The sequence below is a fragment of the Methylobacterium sp. Leaf117 genome (assembly GCF_001422985.1).
Classification (GTDB): Bacteria; Pseudomonadota; Alphaproteobacteria; order Rhizobiales; family Beijerinckiaceae; genus Methylobacterium.
In genome coordinates this window covers 75299-90031 of the sequence record NZ_LMNL01000023.1, presented here as the reverse complement: position 1 = coordinate 90031, position 14733 = coordinate 75299, and the positions used below count along the sequence as shown (strand labels likewise).

General features: G+C 73.5%; 19 protein-coding genes. 14 read left to right on the top strand and 5 right to left on the bottom strand.

Features of this window, described 5'->3' with window-relative positions; translation table 11 throughout:
• The first annotated feature begins 364 nt into the window (after nucleotides 1-364).
• Genes ASF57_RS26420 through ASF57_RS11860 form a run of 3 tightly spaced genes read left to right on the top strand, consistent with a single transcriptional unit; the run spans nucleotide 365 to nucleotide 3542 of the window.
• Complete coding sequence (locus tag ASF57_RS26420) at nucleotides 365-1147, top strand: hypothetical protein (RefSeq protein WP_200935856.1); 783 nt, start codon at nucleotides 365-367, stop codon at nucleotides 1145-1147.
• Nucleotides 1068-2348, top strand: a complete 1281-nt coding sequence (locus ASF57_RS11865; protein ID WP_056483533.1) for a terminase family protein — start codon at nucleotides 1068-1070, stop codon at nucleotides 2346-2348. Before ASF57_RS26420 ends, ASF57_RS11865 begins: the two co-directional genes overlap by 80 nt.
• Nucleotides 2349-2384: 36 nt before the next feature.
• Nucleotides 2385-3542, top strand: coding sequence for a phage portal protein (locus ASF57_RS11860; protein WP_056178599.1), 1158 nt, complete (start codon nucleotides 2385-2387; stop codon nucleotides 3540-3542).
• 76 nt (nucleotides 3543-3618) lie between these two features.
• Here ASF57_RS11860 and ASF57_RS11855 read toward each other — a convergent pair whose 3' ends face one another.
• The gene (locus tag ASF57_RS11855) at nucleotides 3619-4056 is read right to left on the bottom strand and encodes a type II toxin-antitoxin system VapC family toxin (RefSeq protein ID WP_056483530.1); all 438 of its coding nucleotides are present in this window, start codon (nucleotides 4054-4056) and stop codon (nucleotides 3619-3621) included.
• Complete coding sequence (locus ASF57_RS11850) at nucleotides 4053-4352, bottom strand: hypothetical protein (RefSeq protein WP_056178592.1); 300 nt, start codon at nucleotides 4350-4352, stop codon at nucleotides 4053-4055. The genes ASF57_RS11855 and ASF57_RS11850 overlap by 4 nt, the downstream gene beginning before the upstream one ends.
• Nucleotides 4353-4559: 207 nt before the next feature.
• Here ASF57_RS11850 and ASF57_RS11845 point away from each other — a divergent pair, with 207 nt between their 5' ends.
• The 3 genes from ASF57_RS11845 (at nucleotide 4560) to ASF57_RS11835 (ending at nucleotide 7956) form a co-directional block, all read left to right on the top strand.
• Nucleotides 4560-5192, top strand: a complete 633-nt coding sequence (locus ASF57_RS11845; RefSeq protein ID WP_056483527.1) for an HK97 family phage prohead protease — start codon at nucleotides 4560-4562, stop codon at nucleotides 5190-5192.
• On the top strand, nucleotides 5189-6505 hold the full coding sequence (locus ASF57_RS11840) for a phage major capsid protein (RefSeq protein ID WP_082503899.1): 1317 nt from the start codon (nucleotides 5189-5191) through the stop codon (nucleotides 6503-6505). Before ASF57_RS11845 ends, ASF57_RS11840 begins: the two co-directional genes overlap by 4 nt.
• A 257-nt stretch (nucleotides 6506-6762) precedes the next feature.
• On the top strand, nucleotides 6763-7956 hold the full coding sequence (locus ASF57_RS11835; RefSeq protein ID WP_056483524.1) for a cupin domain-containing protein: 1194 nt from the start codon (nucleotides 6763-6765) through the stop codon (nucleotides 7954-7956).
• A gap of 58 nt (nucleotides 7957-8014) precedes the next feature.
• Here ASF57_RS11835 and ASF57_RS11830 read toward each other — a convergent pair whose 3' ends face one another.
• Both ASF57_RS11830 and ASF57_RS11825 read right to left on the bottom strand, forming a co-directional pair.
• Nucleotides 8015-8932: a trypsin-like serine protease gene (locus tag ASF57_RS11830; RefSeq protein ID WP_082503895.1), complete on the bottom strand. Its 918-nt coding sequence runs from the start codon at nucleotides 8930-8932 to the stop codon at nucleotides 8015-8017.
• 136 nt (nucleotides 8933-9068) lie between these two features.
• Nucleotides 9069-9824 (bottom strand): S1 family peptidase, encoded by a 756-nt coding sequence (locus tag ASF57_RS11825; RefSeq protein ID WP_056483521.1) that lies wholly within the window; start codon nucleotides 9822-9824, stop codon nucleotides 9069-9071.
• A gap of 38 nt (nucleotides 9825-9862) precedes the next feature.
• On the opposite strand from ASF57_RS11825, the gene ASF57_RS11820 reads away from it, so the two are divergent.
• From ASF57_RS11820 to ASF57_RS11785, 8 genes are read left to right on the top strand one after another with little or no spacing between them, the layout of a single operon-like run.
• Entirely contained in the window at nucleotides 9863-10432 is a 570-nt protein-coding gene (locus ASF57_RS11820; RefSeq protein ID WP_056484424.1) for a hypothetical protein, read from the top strand.
• A 23-nt stretch (nucleotides 10433-10455) separates the two neighbouring features.
• Nucleotides 10456-10812: a head-tail adaptor protein gene (locus ASF57_RS11815; RefSeq protein ID WP_056483518.1), complete on the top strand. Its 357-nt coding sequence runs from the start codon at nucleotides 10456-10458 to the stop codon at nucleotides 10810-10812.
• Nucleotides 10809-11243 (top strand): DUF3168 domain-containing protein, encoded by a 435-nt coding sequence (locus ASF57_RS11810; RefSeq protein WP_056178580.1) that lies wholly within the window; start codon nucleotides 10809-10811, stop codon nucleotides 11241-11243. Before ASF57_RS11815 ends, ASF57_RS11810 begins: the two co-directional genes overlap by 4 nt.
• A gap of 36 nt (nucleotides 11244-11279) precedes the next feature.
• Entirely contained in the window at nucleotides 11280-11687 is a 408-nt protein-coding gene (locus ASF57_RS11805) for a phage major tail protein, TP901-1 family (protein ID WP_056178576.1), read from the top strand.
• On the top strand, nucleotides 11687-12010 hold the full coding sequence (locus tag ASF57_RS11800; protein WP_056483515.1) for a gene transfer agent family protein: 324 nt from the start codon (nucleotides 11687-11689) through the stop codon (nucleotides 12008-12010). The genes ASF57_RS11805 and ASF57_RS11800 overlap by 1 nt, the downstream gene beginning before the upstream one ends.
• Nucleotides 12007-12225 (top strand): phage tail assembly chaperone, encoded by a 219-nt coding sequence (locus ASF57_RS11795; protein WP_056483512.1) that lies wholly within the window; start codon nucleotides 12007-12009, stop codon nucleotides 12223-12225. The genes ASF57_RS11800 and ASF57_RS11795 overlap by 4 nt, the downstream gene beginning before the upstream one ends.
• Before the next feature lie 16 nt (nucleotides 12226-12241).
• The gene (locus ASF57_RS11790; protein WP_056178567.1) at nucleotides 12242-12838 is read left to right on the top strand and encodes a phage tail tape measure protein; all 597 of its coding nucleotides are present in this window, start codon (nucleotides 12242-12244) and stop codon (nucleotides 12836-12838) included.
• A gap of 31 nt (nucleotides 12839-12869) precedes the next feature.
• Nucleotides 12870-13523, top strand: coding sequence for a DUF2460 domain-containing protein (locus ASF57_RS11785; RefSeq protein WP_056483509.1), 654 nt, complete (start codon nucleotides 12870-12872; stop codon nucleotides 13521-13523).
• On the opposite strand, the gene ASF57_RS11780 is transcribed toward ASF57_RS11785, so the two are convergent.
• A complete protein-coding gene (locus ASF57_RS11780; RefSeq protein WP_056484422.1) occupies nucleotides 13504-14445 on the bottom strand; it encodes a pyridoxamine 5'-phosphate oxidase family protein in 942 nt (313 codons plus the stop codon). The genes ASF57_RS11785 and ASF57_RS11780 overlap by 20 nt on opposite strands.
• Nucleotides 14446-14733: the final 288 nt, after the last annotated feature.

The window sequence follows — 14733 nt, the reverse complement described above, 5'->3', positions numbered from 1 at the left end:
GGCAGGCCGTGATGATTCGCGCGCTCAGCCAATCACTTCAGCGCCTCCCGTGTCAGTTTCCAAGTTTGCTGGATGAGATACCGATCAAGGTCGTGGGCAGACTGGGCGGCTACAGATTTCTAACACCTCCGGCGACCGAGCGAGCGTTCTCCTCCTCTATTCGTCGCGCGAGCCGAATTGTCTCCCACCATGAGGTCAGCCTTCTCGACGCCGACCGCCGCAAAGTCCTGGGTACGGGACCAACGTCACCGCGCTCAGCCGCTCCAGAATAAAGTCCGAAATTAGGACTTTATGTTTGACAGCGCGACGCTCCTGGGGTATCAAGAGCCTACGCTCCAGAAGTGTGAATGACGGGGAGGCGGCGGTGGCGAAGCTCGAGCCGATCGTCGCGTCGATCCGGGATGCCGTCGCGGCGGCCATGCGGGACACCGCGCGTCCCGTCACCGCCATCGCGGCCGAGACCGGCGTGCGGGTCACCACCATCCGGACCTGGAACAAGCGCTACGGCTGGCGCCCGACCGCGGCGACGGCCTCCACGGCCTTCACGCCCGAGCGGTGGAAGCCGGAACGGCGGGCGGCGGTGGCGCGGCTCTACCGCGAGGATTGGATCGACATCGGCGACCTCGCGCTGGCGCTCGGCACGGCCCGGCACCGGGCCGAGGCCCTGTTCGCGCAATGCGGCCTGGAGGGGCGCCGGCCCGGCGAGGTCGGGCGTGCCCTGGGGCGGGAGGCCGATCCCCGCCGGATGCGGGCGGCGCTCCGCGCCCAGATCGCCCGGCAGATCCTGCTCTTCGATGCGGCGCTGAACGGGGTGGCGGGCACGCAGGCCTCCGCTGGCGACCGGGCCTCCGCCGGCGACCGGGCCTTCGACAGCGCTCGCGTGCTGCGGGACCTCGGCGGCCTGAAGCGCCTGCTCGACGAGACCACCGACGACACGGCGGGAGGAAGCGATGGAGCAGGTTCCGGCGACGACGAGGCGGCCGCCCGCGACGGGCCGGACGGCGATCTGCCCGCCCTGCGCGCGGAGATCGCGCGGCGCGCTGCGGCGCTCTGCGGCGAGCGGGCGGATGCCGGCCCTGCTGGAGAGCCTGCCGCCGCCCCTGATCCGGGCGCTGGCGACGGACTGGCTGCTGACGGCGCGGGATGACCAGCTGCCGCCCTGCCCCGGCCTCGATCATTGGACCACCTGGGCGGTGATAGGCGGCCGCGGGGCGGGCAAGACCCGCACCGGTGCCGAGTGGGTCCGGGCCCTGGCGCTCGGCGACCCGGCCTTCACCCGGCGGCCGGTGGGGCGCATCGCCCTGATCGGCGAGACCTTCGCGGATGTGCGCGACGTGATGGTGGACGGGCCCTCCGGCCTCCTCGGCCTCACCGGTCGGCGGCCGCGCTGGTCGCCCTCGCGCCGACGCCTCGAATGGGACAACGGCGCGGTCGGCCTCGTCTTCTCGGCCGAGGAGCCGGATTCCCTGCGCGGGCCGCAATTCGGGGCGGCCTGGTCCGACGAGATCGCCAAGTGGCGCTACGCCGAGGCCGCCTACGACATGATCCAGTTCGGCCTGCGCCTCGGGCACCGCCCGCGCGGCCTCGTCACCACCACGCCCCGGCCGATCCCGCTGCTGCGGCGAATCCTGACGGATTCGCGGACGGTGGTCAGCCGGGCGCGCACCGCCGACAACGCCGCCAACCTCGCGCCGTCCTTCCTCGACGCGGTGGTGGGGCGCTACGCCGGCACCCGCCTCGGGCGCCAGGAACTCGACGGCGAGCTGATCGAGGACCGGGCCGATGTCCTGTGGACCCGCGACGGCCTCGAGGCCCACCGGGTCCCGCGGGCGCCGGAGGATTTGCGCCGCATCGTCGTGGCGATCGACCCGCCGGCCTCCTCTCGGGCCGGGGCCGATGCCTGCGGGATCGTCGCGGCCGGGCTCGACGCCGCCGGCCACGCCTACGTGCTCGCCGACGCCACCCTCGCCCGGGCGGCGCCGGAGGCCTCGGCCTCGGCGGCCCTGGCGCTCTACCATCGGCTCTCCGCCGACGGCCTCGTGGTCGAGGTCAACCAGGGGGGCGAGATGGCGATCGCCGTCCTGGCCCAGGTCGATGCCGCCGTGCCGGTGACGGCCGTGCGGGCCACGCGGGGCAAGTACCTGCGGGCCGAGCCGGTCTCGGTGCTGTACGCGCAGGGACGCGTCCACCATGTCGGCGCCCTGCCGGACCTGGAGGACGAACTCTGCGATTTCGGCCCGGACGGCCTCTCCTCCGGGGCCTCGCCCGACCGCCTCGACGCCCTGGTCTGGGCGCTGACGCACCTGCTGCTGCGGAGCGCGCCGGAGCCGCGCATCCGGCGGCTCTGACACCCGACCGACTCTCATCGCTTCCGCGAGGCCCCGATGGCGAACCTCCTCTCCCGGCTCGTGCGCCGCGCCGCGCCCGACACCAAGGCGGCCCCCGTGCCGGGCCTCGGTGTCGCCTTCTATGGCGAGGGTCGGCCCTCGTGGACGCCGCGCGACATCGGGGCGCTGGCCCGCGAGGGGTTCCAGCGCAACGCCATCGTCCACCGGGCGGTGCGGCTGGTGGCCGAGGCCGCCGCGAGCCTGCCGCTCGGACGGGTGGGCGAAAGCGCCGCCGGACCCCATCCGCTGGAGACGCTGCTGGCCCGGCCGAACCCGCGCCAGGGCGGGGCGGGACTGCTCGAAGCGCTGTACGGACACCTGATGGTCTCCGGCAACGCCTACCTCCAGGCGACGGGCCTCGACGGCGTGCCGCGCGAGCTGCACGCGCTCCGGCCCGACCGGATGCGGGTGGTGCCCGGCCCCGACGGCTGGCCGGTGGCCTACGATTACGCGGTCGGCGGGCGCATGCTACGATTCGACCAGGTGACGGAGGGCGTGGCCCCGATCCTCCACCTCACCCTGTTCCACCCGACCGACGACCATTACGGCCTCTCGCCGATGGAGGCGGCGGCGGTGGCCCTCGACATCCACAACGCGGCCGGCGCCTGGAACAAGGCGCTCCTCGACAACGCGGCGCGGCCCTCTGGCGCGCTGGTATTCGCCACCGCCGCCGGCTCGACCCTGAGCGACGCGCAGTTCAGCCGGCTCAAGGGCGAGCTGGAGGCCAATTACCAGGGCGCCGGCAATGCCGGGCGGCCGCTGCTGCTGGAGGGCGGGCTCGATTGGAAGCCCCTGGCGCTCTCGCCCAAGGACATGGATTTCGTGGAGGCCAAGAGCGGCGCGGCCCGCGAGATCGCCCTGGCCTTCGGCGTGCCGCCCCTGCTGCTCGGTCTGCCCGGCGACAACACCCTGGCGAATTACGCCGAAGCCAACCGCGCCTTCTACCGCCAGACCGTGATCCCCCTGGTGCGCCGCACCGCCGAGGCCCTGGCCCATTGGCTCGCACCCGCCTTCGGCCCCATCCGCCTGGAACCGGACCTCGACGCCATCGAGGCCCTGGCGCCCGAGCGCGAGAGCCTGTGGCGCCGGGTCCAGGCGGCGGATTTCCTGACCGAGGCGGAAAAGCGCGAGGCGGTGGGCTACGGGCCGCGTTAGAGTTTGTCAGGGATCGGTGGAAACCGGTTATCCCGACACGACAAGCGAACAGGAAAGACGTGAGAATCTGGCTGGTTCAGACTGGACCCGACGGTTCTGGTGCGGACATCCCCCGTCCCGCCTGCGCAGACCCGGAGCAGGTCACGAACGCAACCGGATAGGCCGGAACGTGTCGGTCCTCGGAGAGGAAGACGGCGTCCTCGGCTTTCGCCTGGGCGATGAGCAGGTGATCCCACGGGTCCCCATGGTGCCGGGGAAGGTCGCCGAGTGCCAGCAGATGTGCTGGCGTGATCCCGACCACTTCGAAGCCCTGGTCCCGAACCGCGTCGAGGATGTCGCCGAGATCGGCCCTCAGCTTACCGACGCGCACCTTCACTTGGATCTCCCAGAGCGAGGCAACCGAGACGAGAACGTCGTTGGTGGGGTCTGCGATCAGGTCCCGAGCGGCCGGACCGAGCTTCGGGTCCGCGAGCAGCCACCAGAGCAGGGCATGCGTGTCGAGGAGAAGTTTCATTCCTCCTCGGTCTCCGAGACCTCTCCGTCCATCGCACGTCCCTCCATGGCGGCCAGCAACTCGGGCGGCAGGACATCGAAATCCGGCGCCATCTCGATCTGCCCGCGCAGCGTGCCAGGCCTGCGCCGGGGCAAGGGCTGGGGCGGGTGAACGATCGCGATGACCTCGTCGCGGGCGGTCACCGCGAAGGAAGCGCCATGACGGACCTGGCGCATGAAGCCGGAAAAATTACCGCGAAATTCGCGCACGCCGACTTTGGGGAGCGCGCGCGGAACCGTCTTGTCGTCCTGGGCCATGCTCTGCCTCCACCGTGTACACACGATGTGTCCACATTTGGCGCGAACGGTCAACGGGACGTGCCATCAGGCCGTCCGGACTCGATCACCACGGCCATCCGGCCTCTGCCGGGTTCTTGACCTCTCGCAGATTCGTCGGCCCGCGCGGCTCGGACGACGAGCCGGGCGCGGGCGGTTCGAATTCCAACTCATGCGGCGGAGCCCCCCATGGACGGCCACTTCACCGGCTATGCCAGCTTGTTCGGCGTGCCCGATCTCGGGCGCGATGTGGTGGCGCCCGGCGCCTTCGCGCAGAGCCTCGCGGCGCGTAGCGTCGCCGGCGTCCGCATGCTGTGGCAGCACGATCCGGCCGAGCCGGTCGGGCGCTGGCTCCGCCTGCGGGAGGATGCCCGGGGCCTGCGCGTCGCCGGCCAGCTCAACCTCGCGGTCCAGCGCGCCCGGGAACTCGACGCCCTGCTGCGCGACGGTTCGCTCGACGGGCTCTCGATCGGGTTTCGCACGCTGCGCGCCCGGCCCGAGCGCGGCGGCAACCGCCGGCTCGAGGCGATCGACCTGTGGGAGATCTCGCTGGTGACCTTCCCGCTCCAGGCCGGCGCACGGATCACCGCGCCGGCCCAGGCCGCTGCCACGCCAAATCAGGCCGCTGCCACGCCAAATCAGGCCGCTGCCACGCCAAATCAGGCTGCCGCGGCTCGCATCCGGGCGGGCGTCGCCCTGGCCAACGACATCCGGGCCCTGGCCCACCGCATGGCGCCGCACCGGCGCGCGGCTTCTCCCTCCACCCGGCCCGGGCCTCGGCCCGGCGCCATCCTGCCCGCCCGCTCAGCGAGGTTCGCATGACCGTTCAGATTCCCGGCCAGATTTCCGGCCACCCCCAGCGTCCGGCACCCGAGGTGAAAGGCCTGCTGCCGCCCCTGGAGGACAAGGCCGCCACCACCGCCGACCCGGCGGTGGGCACCGCGCTGACCGACCTCTCCCGCGCCTTCGAGGCCTTCAAGGAGACCAACGACGCCCGTCTGGCCGAACTCGAGGGCCGCGCCCCCGGCGACGTCCTCACCGAGGAGAAGCTCGCCCGCATCGACGCCGCCCTCGACACGGCCCGCACCCGCCTCGACCGGCTCACCCTCGACCACCGCCGCCCGCCCCTGGGCGGCGGCGCGCCGGCTCCGCGCGACGGGGCCAGCATCGAGCACAAGGCGGCCTTCGACCTTTACGTCCGGGCCGGCGAGAGCGGCGGCCTCAAGCGCCTGGAGGCGAAAGCCCTCTCGGCCGGCTCCGGCCCGGATGGCGGCTACCTCGTGCCGGCCGAGGTCGAGCGCATGGTGCTGACCCGGCTCTCCAACCTGTCGCCGATCCGGGCGCTGGCCACCGTGCGGGTCATCTCGTCGGGCCAGTACAAGCGCGCAGTCTCGGTGCGGGATGCCGTCTCGGGCTGGGTCGCCGAGACCGCGCCCCGGCCGCAGACCGACACCCCGGTCCTGTCCGAGCTGAGCTTCCCCGCCATGGAACTCTACGCCATGCCGGCGGCGACCCAGACGCTGCTCGACGACGCCATCGTCGACATCGACGCCTGGCTCGCCGACGAGGTCGAGACCGCCTTCGCCGAGCAGGAGAGCACCGCCTTCGTCACCGGCAACGGCGTCAGCCGCCCGCGCGGCTTCCTCAGCTACGAGACGGTGGCCAACACCGCCTGGGTGCCGGGCAAGCTCGGGACGGTGTCGACGGGCGTCGCCGGCGCCTTCCCGGCGGCGAACCCGTCGGACGTGCTGTTCGACCTCGTCTATGCCCTGCGCGCCGGCTACCGGCAGAACGCCACCTTCGTGATGAACCGGCGCGTGCAGGCCACGATCCGCAAGTTCAAGGATCAGGACGGCAACTACCTGTGGCAGCCGCCGCTGGCGGCCGGGGCCGCCGCGACCCTGCTGGGCTTCCCCGTCTCGGAGGCCGAGGCGATGCCGAACGCCGCCGCCGGCAGCCTCTCGGTGGCGTTCGGCGATTTCCGCCGCGGCTACCTCGTGGTCGACCGGGCCGGCCTGCGGGTGCTGCGCGACCCCTACTCGGCCAAGCCTTACGTGCTGTTCTACACCACCAAGCGCGTCGGCGGCGGCGTGCAGGACTTCGACGCGCTCAAGCTCCTGGCCTTCGCGGCCTGACACCGGCGCCCCGGGCCGTCCGGCCCGGGGACTCCTTGCGGCTCCTGGGGCTCCTGGGGCTCCTGGAGCTGCGTGGGCGACACGGCCCTGGTCTTGATGAAACGGAAACGCTGTCGCGCGATCGTCAGACCAGGATGTGGATACACTCGGGCGCGGCAGGAAATTCAAGACGCACGCGGGCGCTTAAACAGTTCCGGGGCGCTCCCGCCGGCCGGAGACCTGTCGTCGCGGCGGCGCCCGCGCTCGAAGGGGGCACCATGGACCAGACCAACCGCCGCATGTTTCTCGGCGCGCTCGCGGCCGGAGGCAGCCTGGCCGCCGGCGGGGCACGGGCGGTGGAGGACGGCCATGCGTCGGGAGCCGACGTGGCCCCCGATTCCACCTTCCTGCGCACGATCCCGCGTAAAGCCGGCACCGCGCCCGCCTTCACGGCCTCCCTCGACGGCGGACCGATCAAGGCGACCTCGGGCGGCTGGGCGCGGGAGATCACCACGCACCAGCTTCCCATCGCCACCGGGATCGCGGGCGCCCACATCTTCCTCAATGCGGGCGGCGTGCGCGAGATGCATTGGCACGCCTCGGCCGAGTGGGGCTACATCATCGCCGGCCATTGCCAGGCGACGGTGATCGACGAGGCCGGCGAGATGGAGGTCGTCAACTTCGGACCCGGCGACACCTGGTACTTCCCGGGCGGCCACGCGCACGCGATCCAGACCCTCGGGACCGAGCCGTGCCATGCCATCCTGGCCTTCGACGACGGCCTCTTCGGCGAGCACGGGACCTTCGGGCTGACCGACTGGATGAGCCGGATCGACCCCACCCTCCTACGCGGCACCCTCAATGTGCCGGAGGCGACGCTGGCGGCCCTGCCGGGCGGCGAGACCTACATCATCCAGGGGCCGGTCGTACCCCGCGACAGCGTGGCCGCGCGGGCCGAGCGTCTCCTGCCGCCGGCGCGCAGCCATCGCTTCGCGCTGGCCGATGCCGCTGCATGCGCCGAGGGCGCCGGCTCGGCGATGCGGGTGGCGCCCGCCAGCGCCTTCCCGGTCTCGTCGGGGATGACCGGCTTTCTGGTGCGCCTCGCGCCGGGCGCGGTGCACGCCCCTCACTGGCACACGCGCGCGAACGAGTGGCACTACGTGGTGCGGGGCCGGACGCGCGTCACGCTGTTCGCGCAGGACAAGCACATGGGCGTGGCCGAGCTTGGGCCGGGCGACTGCGCCTACCTGCCCCGCGCCTGCGGACATTCGGTGGAGAACATCGGTGCCGAGACCGCCGAAATCGTCGGCGTGCACGACAGCGGCCTCTTCGACGAAACTCTGCTGGCGACCTGGCTGGCCCGGGTGCCGCGCCCGATGCTCGCCGCCAATCTCGGCGTCCGTGAACAGGCGGTTGCCGGGTTCCCGTCGGTGGCCCAGACCTTCAGCCGACCGGTGAAGGACCGCACCTGAGACCCGCATGACGGGGTGGCGTCGACGCCTGACTGGGGTCGCGCCGGCGCAGACCGGATCAGCGCCGGCCGGGCTTGGCCATCCAGTCCGAGCGGGTGGCGCCGATCGAGGCGCCGGAGGGCATGCGGGCGAACTCGGCGGCGCGCTGGCTGATCCAGCCCGCATGCTCGCCCGTGGGGGTCACGGCGGTGAAGCCGCCGCAGGCGGTGCGGGCCTTGCGGTCCTGGCGCATGGCGCCGCTCGACCAGCTCACCACCCCGACGATCTGGTAGCCGCCGGGGACGGCGCGCAGGATCGGTCCGCCGGAATCGCCGAGGCAGGCGCCGGCCCCCGCCGTCTCGGCCATGCGGCGGCGGTCGGTGACCACCGTGACCCGGTTGGCGACCTGAAGCGAGCCGATCGAGACGAGATGGGCCTGGCGCAGGGTGCGGGCGGTGTTGCGCCGGTTCTCCGCGACGACGCCGAAGCCGGCGATGTCGACGGCGTCGCCGGTGTTGATGGCGCCGCCGCGCGGGTCGAGGGGCAGGAAGTCGTCGCTCAGGGGCTCGGCCAGCTTGATCAGGGCCAGGTCGATTCCCGGCTGGTCCTCCGGCGTGGTGCCGGGCACGAAATCCGGGTGCATGGAGGCCGCGATGGCGTTGATGCGGCGTGAGCGGAAGGCCCGGTCGACCGCCACCACGCTGTAGCCGGCCTGGTGCATCACGCAATGGGCGGCGGTGAGCACGAGGTCGCGGGCGATCAGGGTGCCCGAGCAGATCTCGCCCTGGGTGCTCTCGATCCGCACCACCGAGGCGCGCAGCCCGTTGGGATCGCGCGAGACCTCGCCGTTGATCACCGCCGAGGCCGGCGTCCCGAGGGCCGCCAGCACGAGTGCGGCCCCGGCCAGGGATGCCGCCGTGCGGGCCGTTCCGAAGGAGGCGGCTTTGATAAGAGCGGCTTGGATGAGGGCAGACGGGCGCGGCGCGGTCGGCAACATCGTGTCTCTCCCGCGTCCGGCGATGGTCTGGACGTGAACGGAACGGAGCGTACCGGAACGCAATGGCTCGGCCAAGCTCTGGTTCCGCCCGCCGCCCGATCGCCGCAGGTCGAGGGTCACGCGGCGGCGCGGGCGCTCAGGGGGCGGACCAGCGCGCGGCACTCTGCCAGCCCCCCAGGGTGCGGTCGATCCAGGCCTGCTGCGGGGCCAGCAGGATGCCCTGCGAGATGCCGCCGCAGGCTTTGCCGGCGACCCAGGCCGAGACCGCCAGGACGGCCGGTCCGGCGGCGATCGGGCCGCCGCTGTCGCCGTGGCAGGCGCTCGCCCCGCCGGGGCCGGCGCCGAGCCAGACCAGGATGCGGCTTGGGCCGTGCGGCGCGACCACGCCGAGATCGACGCTGCGATAGGTGCCGGTGCTGCGGGCATCGCCCGGGGCCGCGACGCCGTAGCCCGAGAGCGTCAGGCGCTCGCCCGCGCCCGGTATCGTGGCGCTCAAGGTCGCCGGCACGAACCGGGCCGGCAGGGGGGCCGCGAGGCGCACCAGGGCAAGGTCAATGGAGCGGCGGCGCCCCGCCACCGCGCCGGCATCGTAGCCGGGGTGGAGGGCGCGGGCGGCGATCTCGGCCAGCACCGGCGCGCCGGCCGCGTCCTTGTAATGCACCCGGTGCTCGGCCCGGGCCGCGACGCAGTGAGCCGCGGTGAGCACCGCATCGGCCGCCACCACGATGCCGGTGCAGACGCCGCCGTTCGAGGACAGCACCATCACGGCCGAGGCCGCCGCCTCCGGGGCCGGGCGGCCGCCCACCACCGCGCCCGCCGGTCCGGCGGCAGCCAGCCAGGCCAGGGCGCCCGACAATGCCAGGCGGACAAGCGGCCTCGATCCGCGCGCCATCGCGATCCTTCCTTCGAATGTCCCAGACGGAGACGACGATGACCCCGATACGCGTCGACGCCGCCATCGTCGAGCCGGTCACGCTCGCCGAGATGCGCGGCTACCTGCGCCTCGATCCCGACGACGGCGGAGCCGAGAACGCCCTGGTGGAGAGCCTGATCGCGAGCGCCCGGGCGCAGGTGGAGCTGGCCGCCCGCCGCATCCTGGTGCCCGGCCGCTATCGCCTGATGCTCACGGCCTGGCCGCGCGACGGCCGGCTGCCGCTGCCCCTAAGCCCCGTGGTGGCCGTGGCGCGGGCGGGGCTGGTCGACGGCGCGGGCCTCGTCATCGATCTGGCGCCCGGTTTGGTGCGGGTTGGGGCGGACCCCATCGAGGCGCCGGGCCTCATCATCGAACCGGCCGTGCCGGCGCTCATCGGACGCGCCGCCCTGATCGAGGTCGATGCCGGGCACGGGGGCGCCGGGCCGCCGATCCCGCCGGCGCTGGTCCAGGCGATCCGGCTCCTCGTCGCGCACGCCTTCGAGCATCGCGGCGACGGCCCCGGCGACGGGTCGCCGCCGCCGGCGATCGCCGCCCTGATCGACCCGCTGCGCCGCCTGCGCCTGTAGCGCCGTTTCCCGGAGATCGTCCCATGGCTGACCCCTCGACCGGCGTGCCGATCGGCGCGCGGCGCCGCCGTTTCGTGCTCGAACGCCCGCTGGAGGAGCCCGACGGCTTCGGCGGCGTGGTGCGCCGCTACGTCGCCGGGCCGCTGCTGTGGGGCGCGATCGAACCGCTGCGGCCCGTCGCGCGGACGCGCTTCGGGCGGGCCGAGGCGGTCGCCACCCACCGGATCCGATTCCGGTTCGGACCCGAGATCACCCCGGCGATGCGGCTCGCGAGCGGGCCGCGCCGCTTCGCCATCCAGAGCGCGGGCGACCCGGACGGGCGCCGGCGCGAGGTGGTCTGCCAGGTCGAGGAACTCGTCGGCGAGGCCGGTACCGCATGAGCCTGCCCCCCTCCCCCACCAGCCCGCTGCTCGCCCTGCGCGCCGCGATCCTGGCCTATCTCGCCACCGACGCCGCCCTGGCCCGCCTGATGGGCGGCTCCGTGCGCCTCGGCGACGAGCCGCCGCGCGGCAGCGCCCCCGTCTACGCCCTGTTCGGCGATGCCGAGATCCGCGACGATTCCGTCGACGGCGCCCGGCGCCACCGGCACGCCCTCGGGGTGACCGTGTTCGCCCGGCCCGGCTCGATCCGCAGCGCGGTCGATGCCGCCGAGCGCATCGCCGACCTGCTGTACGACGCGCCGCTGAGCCTCGCCGGCCACACCCTCGTGCGCCTCGACATGGAGGCCATCGCGGTGCGGCGCGACCCCGCCAGCGGCGAGGCCCGCGCCACCCTGACCCTGCGGGCGATCACCGAGCGCCGGCCCGCCTGATCCCCCCTCGCCCCCTCGAACATCCGGAGCTGAACCATGGCAGCGCAACGCGGCAAGGACCTGCTCATCCGCATCGCCAACGGCGGCGCCTTCCTGGCCGTGGCGGGCCTGCGCGCCCGCCAGATCGCCTTCAACGCCGAGGCCGTCGACGTGACCAACGCCGATTCCGCCGGGCGCTGGCGCGAACTCCTGGCCGGGGCGGGGGTGCGCCGCGCCGCCGTCTCGGGCGCGGGCGTCTTCCGCGACGAGGCCTCGGATGCCCGCCTGCGGCAGGTGTTCTTCGACGGCACGCTGGAGACCTACCAGATCGTGGTGCCGGGCTTCGGCACCCTGGAGGGGGCGTTCCAGATCGCCAGCCTCGAATATCGCGGCGACCATGCCGGCGAGGTGACCTTCGACATGGCCCTCGATTCGGCCGGCCCCCTCGCCTTCACGGCCGCCTGATGGCCAACCGCAGGCGCGGCGAGGTGGCGCTCGCCCTCGGAACGGAACGCTACACCCTCTGGCTCACCCTGGGCGCGCTCGCCGAACTCGAGGATGCCCTGGGTGCCGCCGACCTCACCGACCTCGCGGCCCGCCTCGGCGAGGGCCGCCTCAAGAGCCGCGACCTCATCGCGCTGCTCGGCGCGGCCCTGCGGGGCGGCGGCCACGACCTCGACGCCTCCGCGGTGGCGGACCTGCCGCTGGCCGGCGACCTGGAGACGATGGGCACGGCCATCGGGGCGGTTCTGGCCGCCGCCTTCGGGGAGAGCCCCGACCACCCTTGAATCCCACGGGCGGGACGGCGCCGGAGCCCCCCTCCGCCTTCCCGTGGGACGAGGCGCTGGCGCTGGGTCTCGGGCGTCTGCACTGGCGCCCGCGCGATTTCTGGCGTGCCACGCCGCGCGAATTGATGGCCGCCGCCGGCCTGTCCGGCCCCCGGGCCGCCCTCGACGGGACCGGCCTGCGCGACCTGATCGACCGCTATCCCGATCTCCCCTGAGCCGAGAGAATCCGCCATGACCGACACCGAACCCGGGAGCGGCACCGCCGCCCGTGCCGACACCGCCCGGGTCAAGCAACTGGAGACCCTCGACAAGCTCGCCCAGAAATTCGGCCAGAGCCTCTCGAAGGCGCTGACCGGCAATGTCGGGGCCGGGCGCCAGCTCGACAGCGTCCTGGGCAGCCTGACCACCAAGCTCTCGGACGTGGCGCTCAAGGCGGCCCTGAGCCCGGTGAAGGCCGGCATCACCCGGCTGGTCAACGGGCTGATGGGCGCGGGCGCCGGGGCGGCCGGGGGCGAGGCCGCCTTCGCCCGCGGCGGGGTGGTGGCGCAGGGCCGGGTGCGCCCGTTCGCGGCGGGCGGCGTGGTGGCGGCCCCGACCTACTTCCCGATGCGCGATGGCCTCGGCCTGATGGGCGAGGCCGGGCCGGAGGCGATCCTGCCGCTGAAGCGCGGCAGCGACGGCCGCCTCGGCGTCGCCGCCGGCGCCCAGGGCGCGAGCCCCATCACCGTCAACATCGCGACGCCCGACCTCGAGAGCTTCCGCCGCTCCGAGGCGCAGGTGGCCGCCGGCCTCGCCCGCGCGGTGGCGCGGGGCCGGCGCGGCCTGTGAGCGGGCGGGGCAGGAAGCCGAGGAGCGCATCATGGCCATCGAACCGCCGAGCGACTTCCACGAGGTCCGCTTTCCCCTCGACGTCGCCCTGCGCGGCAGCGGGGGGCCGAGCCGCCTCACCGAGATCGTCACCCTGGCCTCGGGCCGCGAGCACCGCAACAGCCGCTGGGCCGATTCGCGCCGGCGCTACGATGCCGGCTTCGGCATCCGCACCCTCGATGCGCTGCACGCGGTGCTGAGCTTCTTCGAGGAGCGGCGCGGCCGGCTCTACGGCTTCCGCTACCGCGACCGGGTCGATGCGCGTTCGGGGCCGCCCTCCGGCCCGATCGCCGCCACCGACCAGGTTCTCGGGCTCGGCGACGGGACCACGCGGGTGTTCCAGCTCGCCAAGACCTACGGCACCGGCCCGATGCCCTATCGCCGGATCATCGCCAAGCCGGTGGCCGAGAGCGTGCGGGTGGCGGTGAACGGCGTCGCGGTGGCGCCCGCCCAGGTCGTCTGCGACGGCACCACCGGGCGTCTTACCTTCGCGGCCGACGCGGTGCCGGGCGCAGGCCTCCGGGTCACCGCGGGCTTCACCTTCGACGTGCCGGTCCGCTTCGACACCGACGATCTCACCATCGACCTGTCGGCCTTCAGCGCCGGCGAGATCCCGAAGGTGCCGCTCATCGAGATCGTGCCGTAGCCGGCGCAGCAAAGCGCAGCGGCCACGCGCCCGGACGCCGGATCACCGTGCGGGGGGCGAAGCGCCACAGGCGCTCGGCGCCGGGGAAGTCCGCACAGTCGGGGGCATCGAGGATCACCGTGGGGCGGCCGGTCATCTGCAGCAGGTCGCCGCTGGCGAAGTCGATGACCAGGAGCCCGGCGCGCGGATTGGCCAGCATGTTGCCCAGCGTGTTGAAGAACCGGTTGCCGGCGTAATCCGGCATGCTCAGCACGCCGTCCGATCCGACCCGGACAAAGCCGGCCGGGCCGCCGCGATGCGAGACGTCGACCTGCCGCGTCCCGTCCGCGCCCACCGCGTAGCTGGCGACGAACATCGTCTCCGCGCCTTCGATCAGCGCGCGGGCGCGCGCATCGAGGTGATCCGACACCCGGGCGGCAACCGGCGCCGCCGGGACCGGCTCCGGGGCGGTCCGAACCCGGATGTATTGCGGGCAATTGCCGAAGCTCTGCGCCACGCGGATCGCGAAGCCCTCCGGCCGGTGGCACGCCACGGTGCCGTTGAGGCGGTTGCGCCGCCGGGTGGCGAGGTCGATGCCCAGGAGCCCGATGGCGGCGCCGTCCGCCAGCCCGGCCTCGGCGGGATCGTCGGGCAGGGGCGCCGCCCGCACCCGCAGGTGCTCGGCATCAGGGGCGTCGAGGAAGCCCGGCGCCCCGGTCCGCACCGTCGCCCAGGCCTCGCCGGCCGGGTCGACCGTGCCCAGCACTACGAAGGGCAGATGCGCGTAGAAGGCGCGGTGCTGGTCGATCAGGTGGTCGCGGATCACCCGGGGACCGAGCTCGGCCATCCGCCCGGCGACCCCGACATGCGCCTGGATCGCGACCTCGCCCGGATGCCAGGGCCCGGCGGGGTGGGTCTCCGAGCGCGCGTTGGGGAGGGACATGGGGAATCTCCCGAGATTGAGCTTGATCATGATCCGATGAAAGGGTTCGGCGGGATTGGGCACTCCGCCTCCTGACCGGCGCGGTGACGGCGGACGGCACCACAGGGTCTTTCCGGGGCGCCACAGATGAGCCCGGCCCCGAAGGGGCGCGCCGGCGGCGTGCGATCCAGAGCCGCCGACGGCATAACCTCTTGCACCGTAAGACAGTCGCCGGGCTCCGCTGCGCGGCCCCGGGATGACGGAGTGCTGTGCGCGTGTTTCCCAGAGGACGAGTCGGATCCGCGCCAG

Bases quoted from the DNA above. Each gene is read 5' to 3' on its own strand.
- ASF57_RS11865 (WP_056483533.1), top strand. From the start codon at position 1,068: ATGCCGGCCCTGCTGGAGAGCCTGCCGCCGCCCCTGATCCGGGCGCTG.
- ASF57_RS11860 (WP_056178599.1), top strand. From the start codon at position 2,385: ATGGCGAACCTCCTCTCCCGGCTCGTGCGCCGCGCCGCGCCCGACACC.
- ASF57_RS11855 (WP_056483530.1), bottom strand. From the start codon at position 4,056: ATGAAACTTCTCCTCGACACGCATGCCCTGCTCTGGTGGCTGCTCGCG.
- ASF57_RS11850 (WP_056178592.1), bottom strand. From the start codon at position 4,352: ATGGCCCAGGACGACAAGACGGTTCCGCGCGCGCTCCCCAAAGTCGGC.
- ASF57_RS11845 (WP_056483527.1), top strand. From the start codon at position 4,560: ATGGACGGCCACTTCACCGGCTATGCCAGCTTGTTCGGCGTGCCCGAT.
- ASF57_RS11840 (WP_082503899.1), top strand. From the start codon at position 5,189: ATGACCGTTCAGATTCCCGGCCAGATTTCCGGCCACCCCCAGCGTCCG.
- ASF57_RS11835 (WP_056483524.1), top strand. From the start codon at position 6,763: ATGGACCAGACCAACCGCCGCATGTTTCTCGGCGCGCTCGCGGCCGGA.
- ASF57_RS11830 (WP_082503895.1), bottom strand. From the start codon at position 8,932: ATGTTGCCGACCGCGCCGCGCCCGTCTGCCCTCATCCAAGCCGCTCTT.
- ASF57_RS11825 (WP_056483521.1), bottom strand. From the start codon at position 9,824: ATGGCGCGCGGATCGAGGCCGCTTGTCCGCCTGGCATTGTCGGGCGCC.
- ASF57_RS11820 (WP_056484424.1), top strand. From the start codon at position 9,863: ATGACCCCGATACGCGTCGACGCCGCCATCGTCGAGCCGGTCACGCTC.
- ASF57_RS11815 (WP_056483518.1), top strand. From the start codon at position 10,456: ATGGCTGACCCCTCGACCGGCGTGCCGATCGGCGCGCGGCGCCGCCGT.
- ASF57_RS11810 (WP_056178580.1), top strand. From the start codon at position 10,809: ATGAGCCTGCCCCCCTCCCCCACCAGCCCGCTGCTCGCCCTGCGCGCC.
- ASF57_RS11805 (WP_056178576.1), top strand. From the start codon at position 11,280: ATGGCAGCGCAACGCGGCAAGGACCTGCTCATCCGCATCGCCAACGGC.
- ASF57_RS11800 (WP_056483515.1), top strand. From the start codon at position 11,687: ATGGCCAACCGCAGGCGCGGCGAGGTGGCGCTCGCCCTCGGAACGGAA.
- ASF57_RS11790 (WP_056178567.1), top strand. From the start codon at position 12,242: ATGACCGACACCGAACCCGGGAGCGGCACCGCCGCCCGTGCCGACACC.
- ASF57_RS11785 (WP_056483509.1), top strand. From the start codon at position 12,870: ATGGCCATCGAACCGCCGAGCGACTTCCACGAGGTCCGCTTTCCCCTC.
- ASF57_RS11780 (WP_056484422.1), bottom strand. From the start codon at position 14,445: ATGTCCCTCCCCAACGCGCGCTCGGAGACCCACCCCGCCGGGCCCTGG.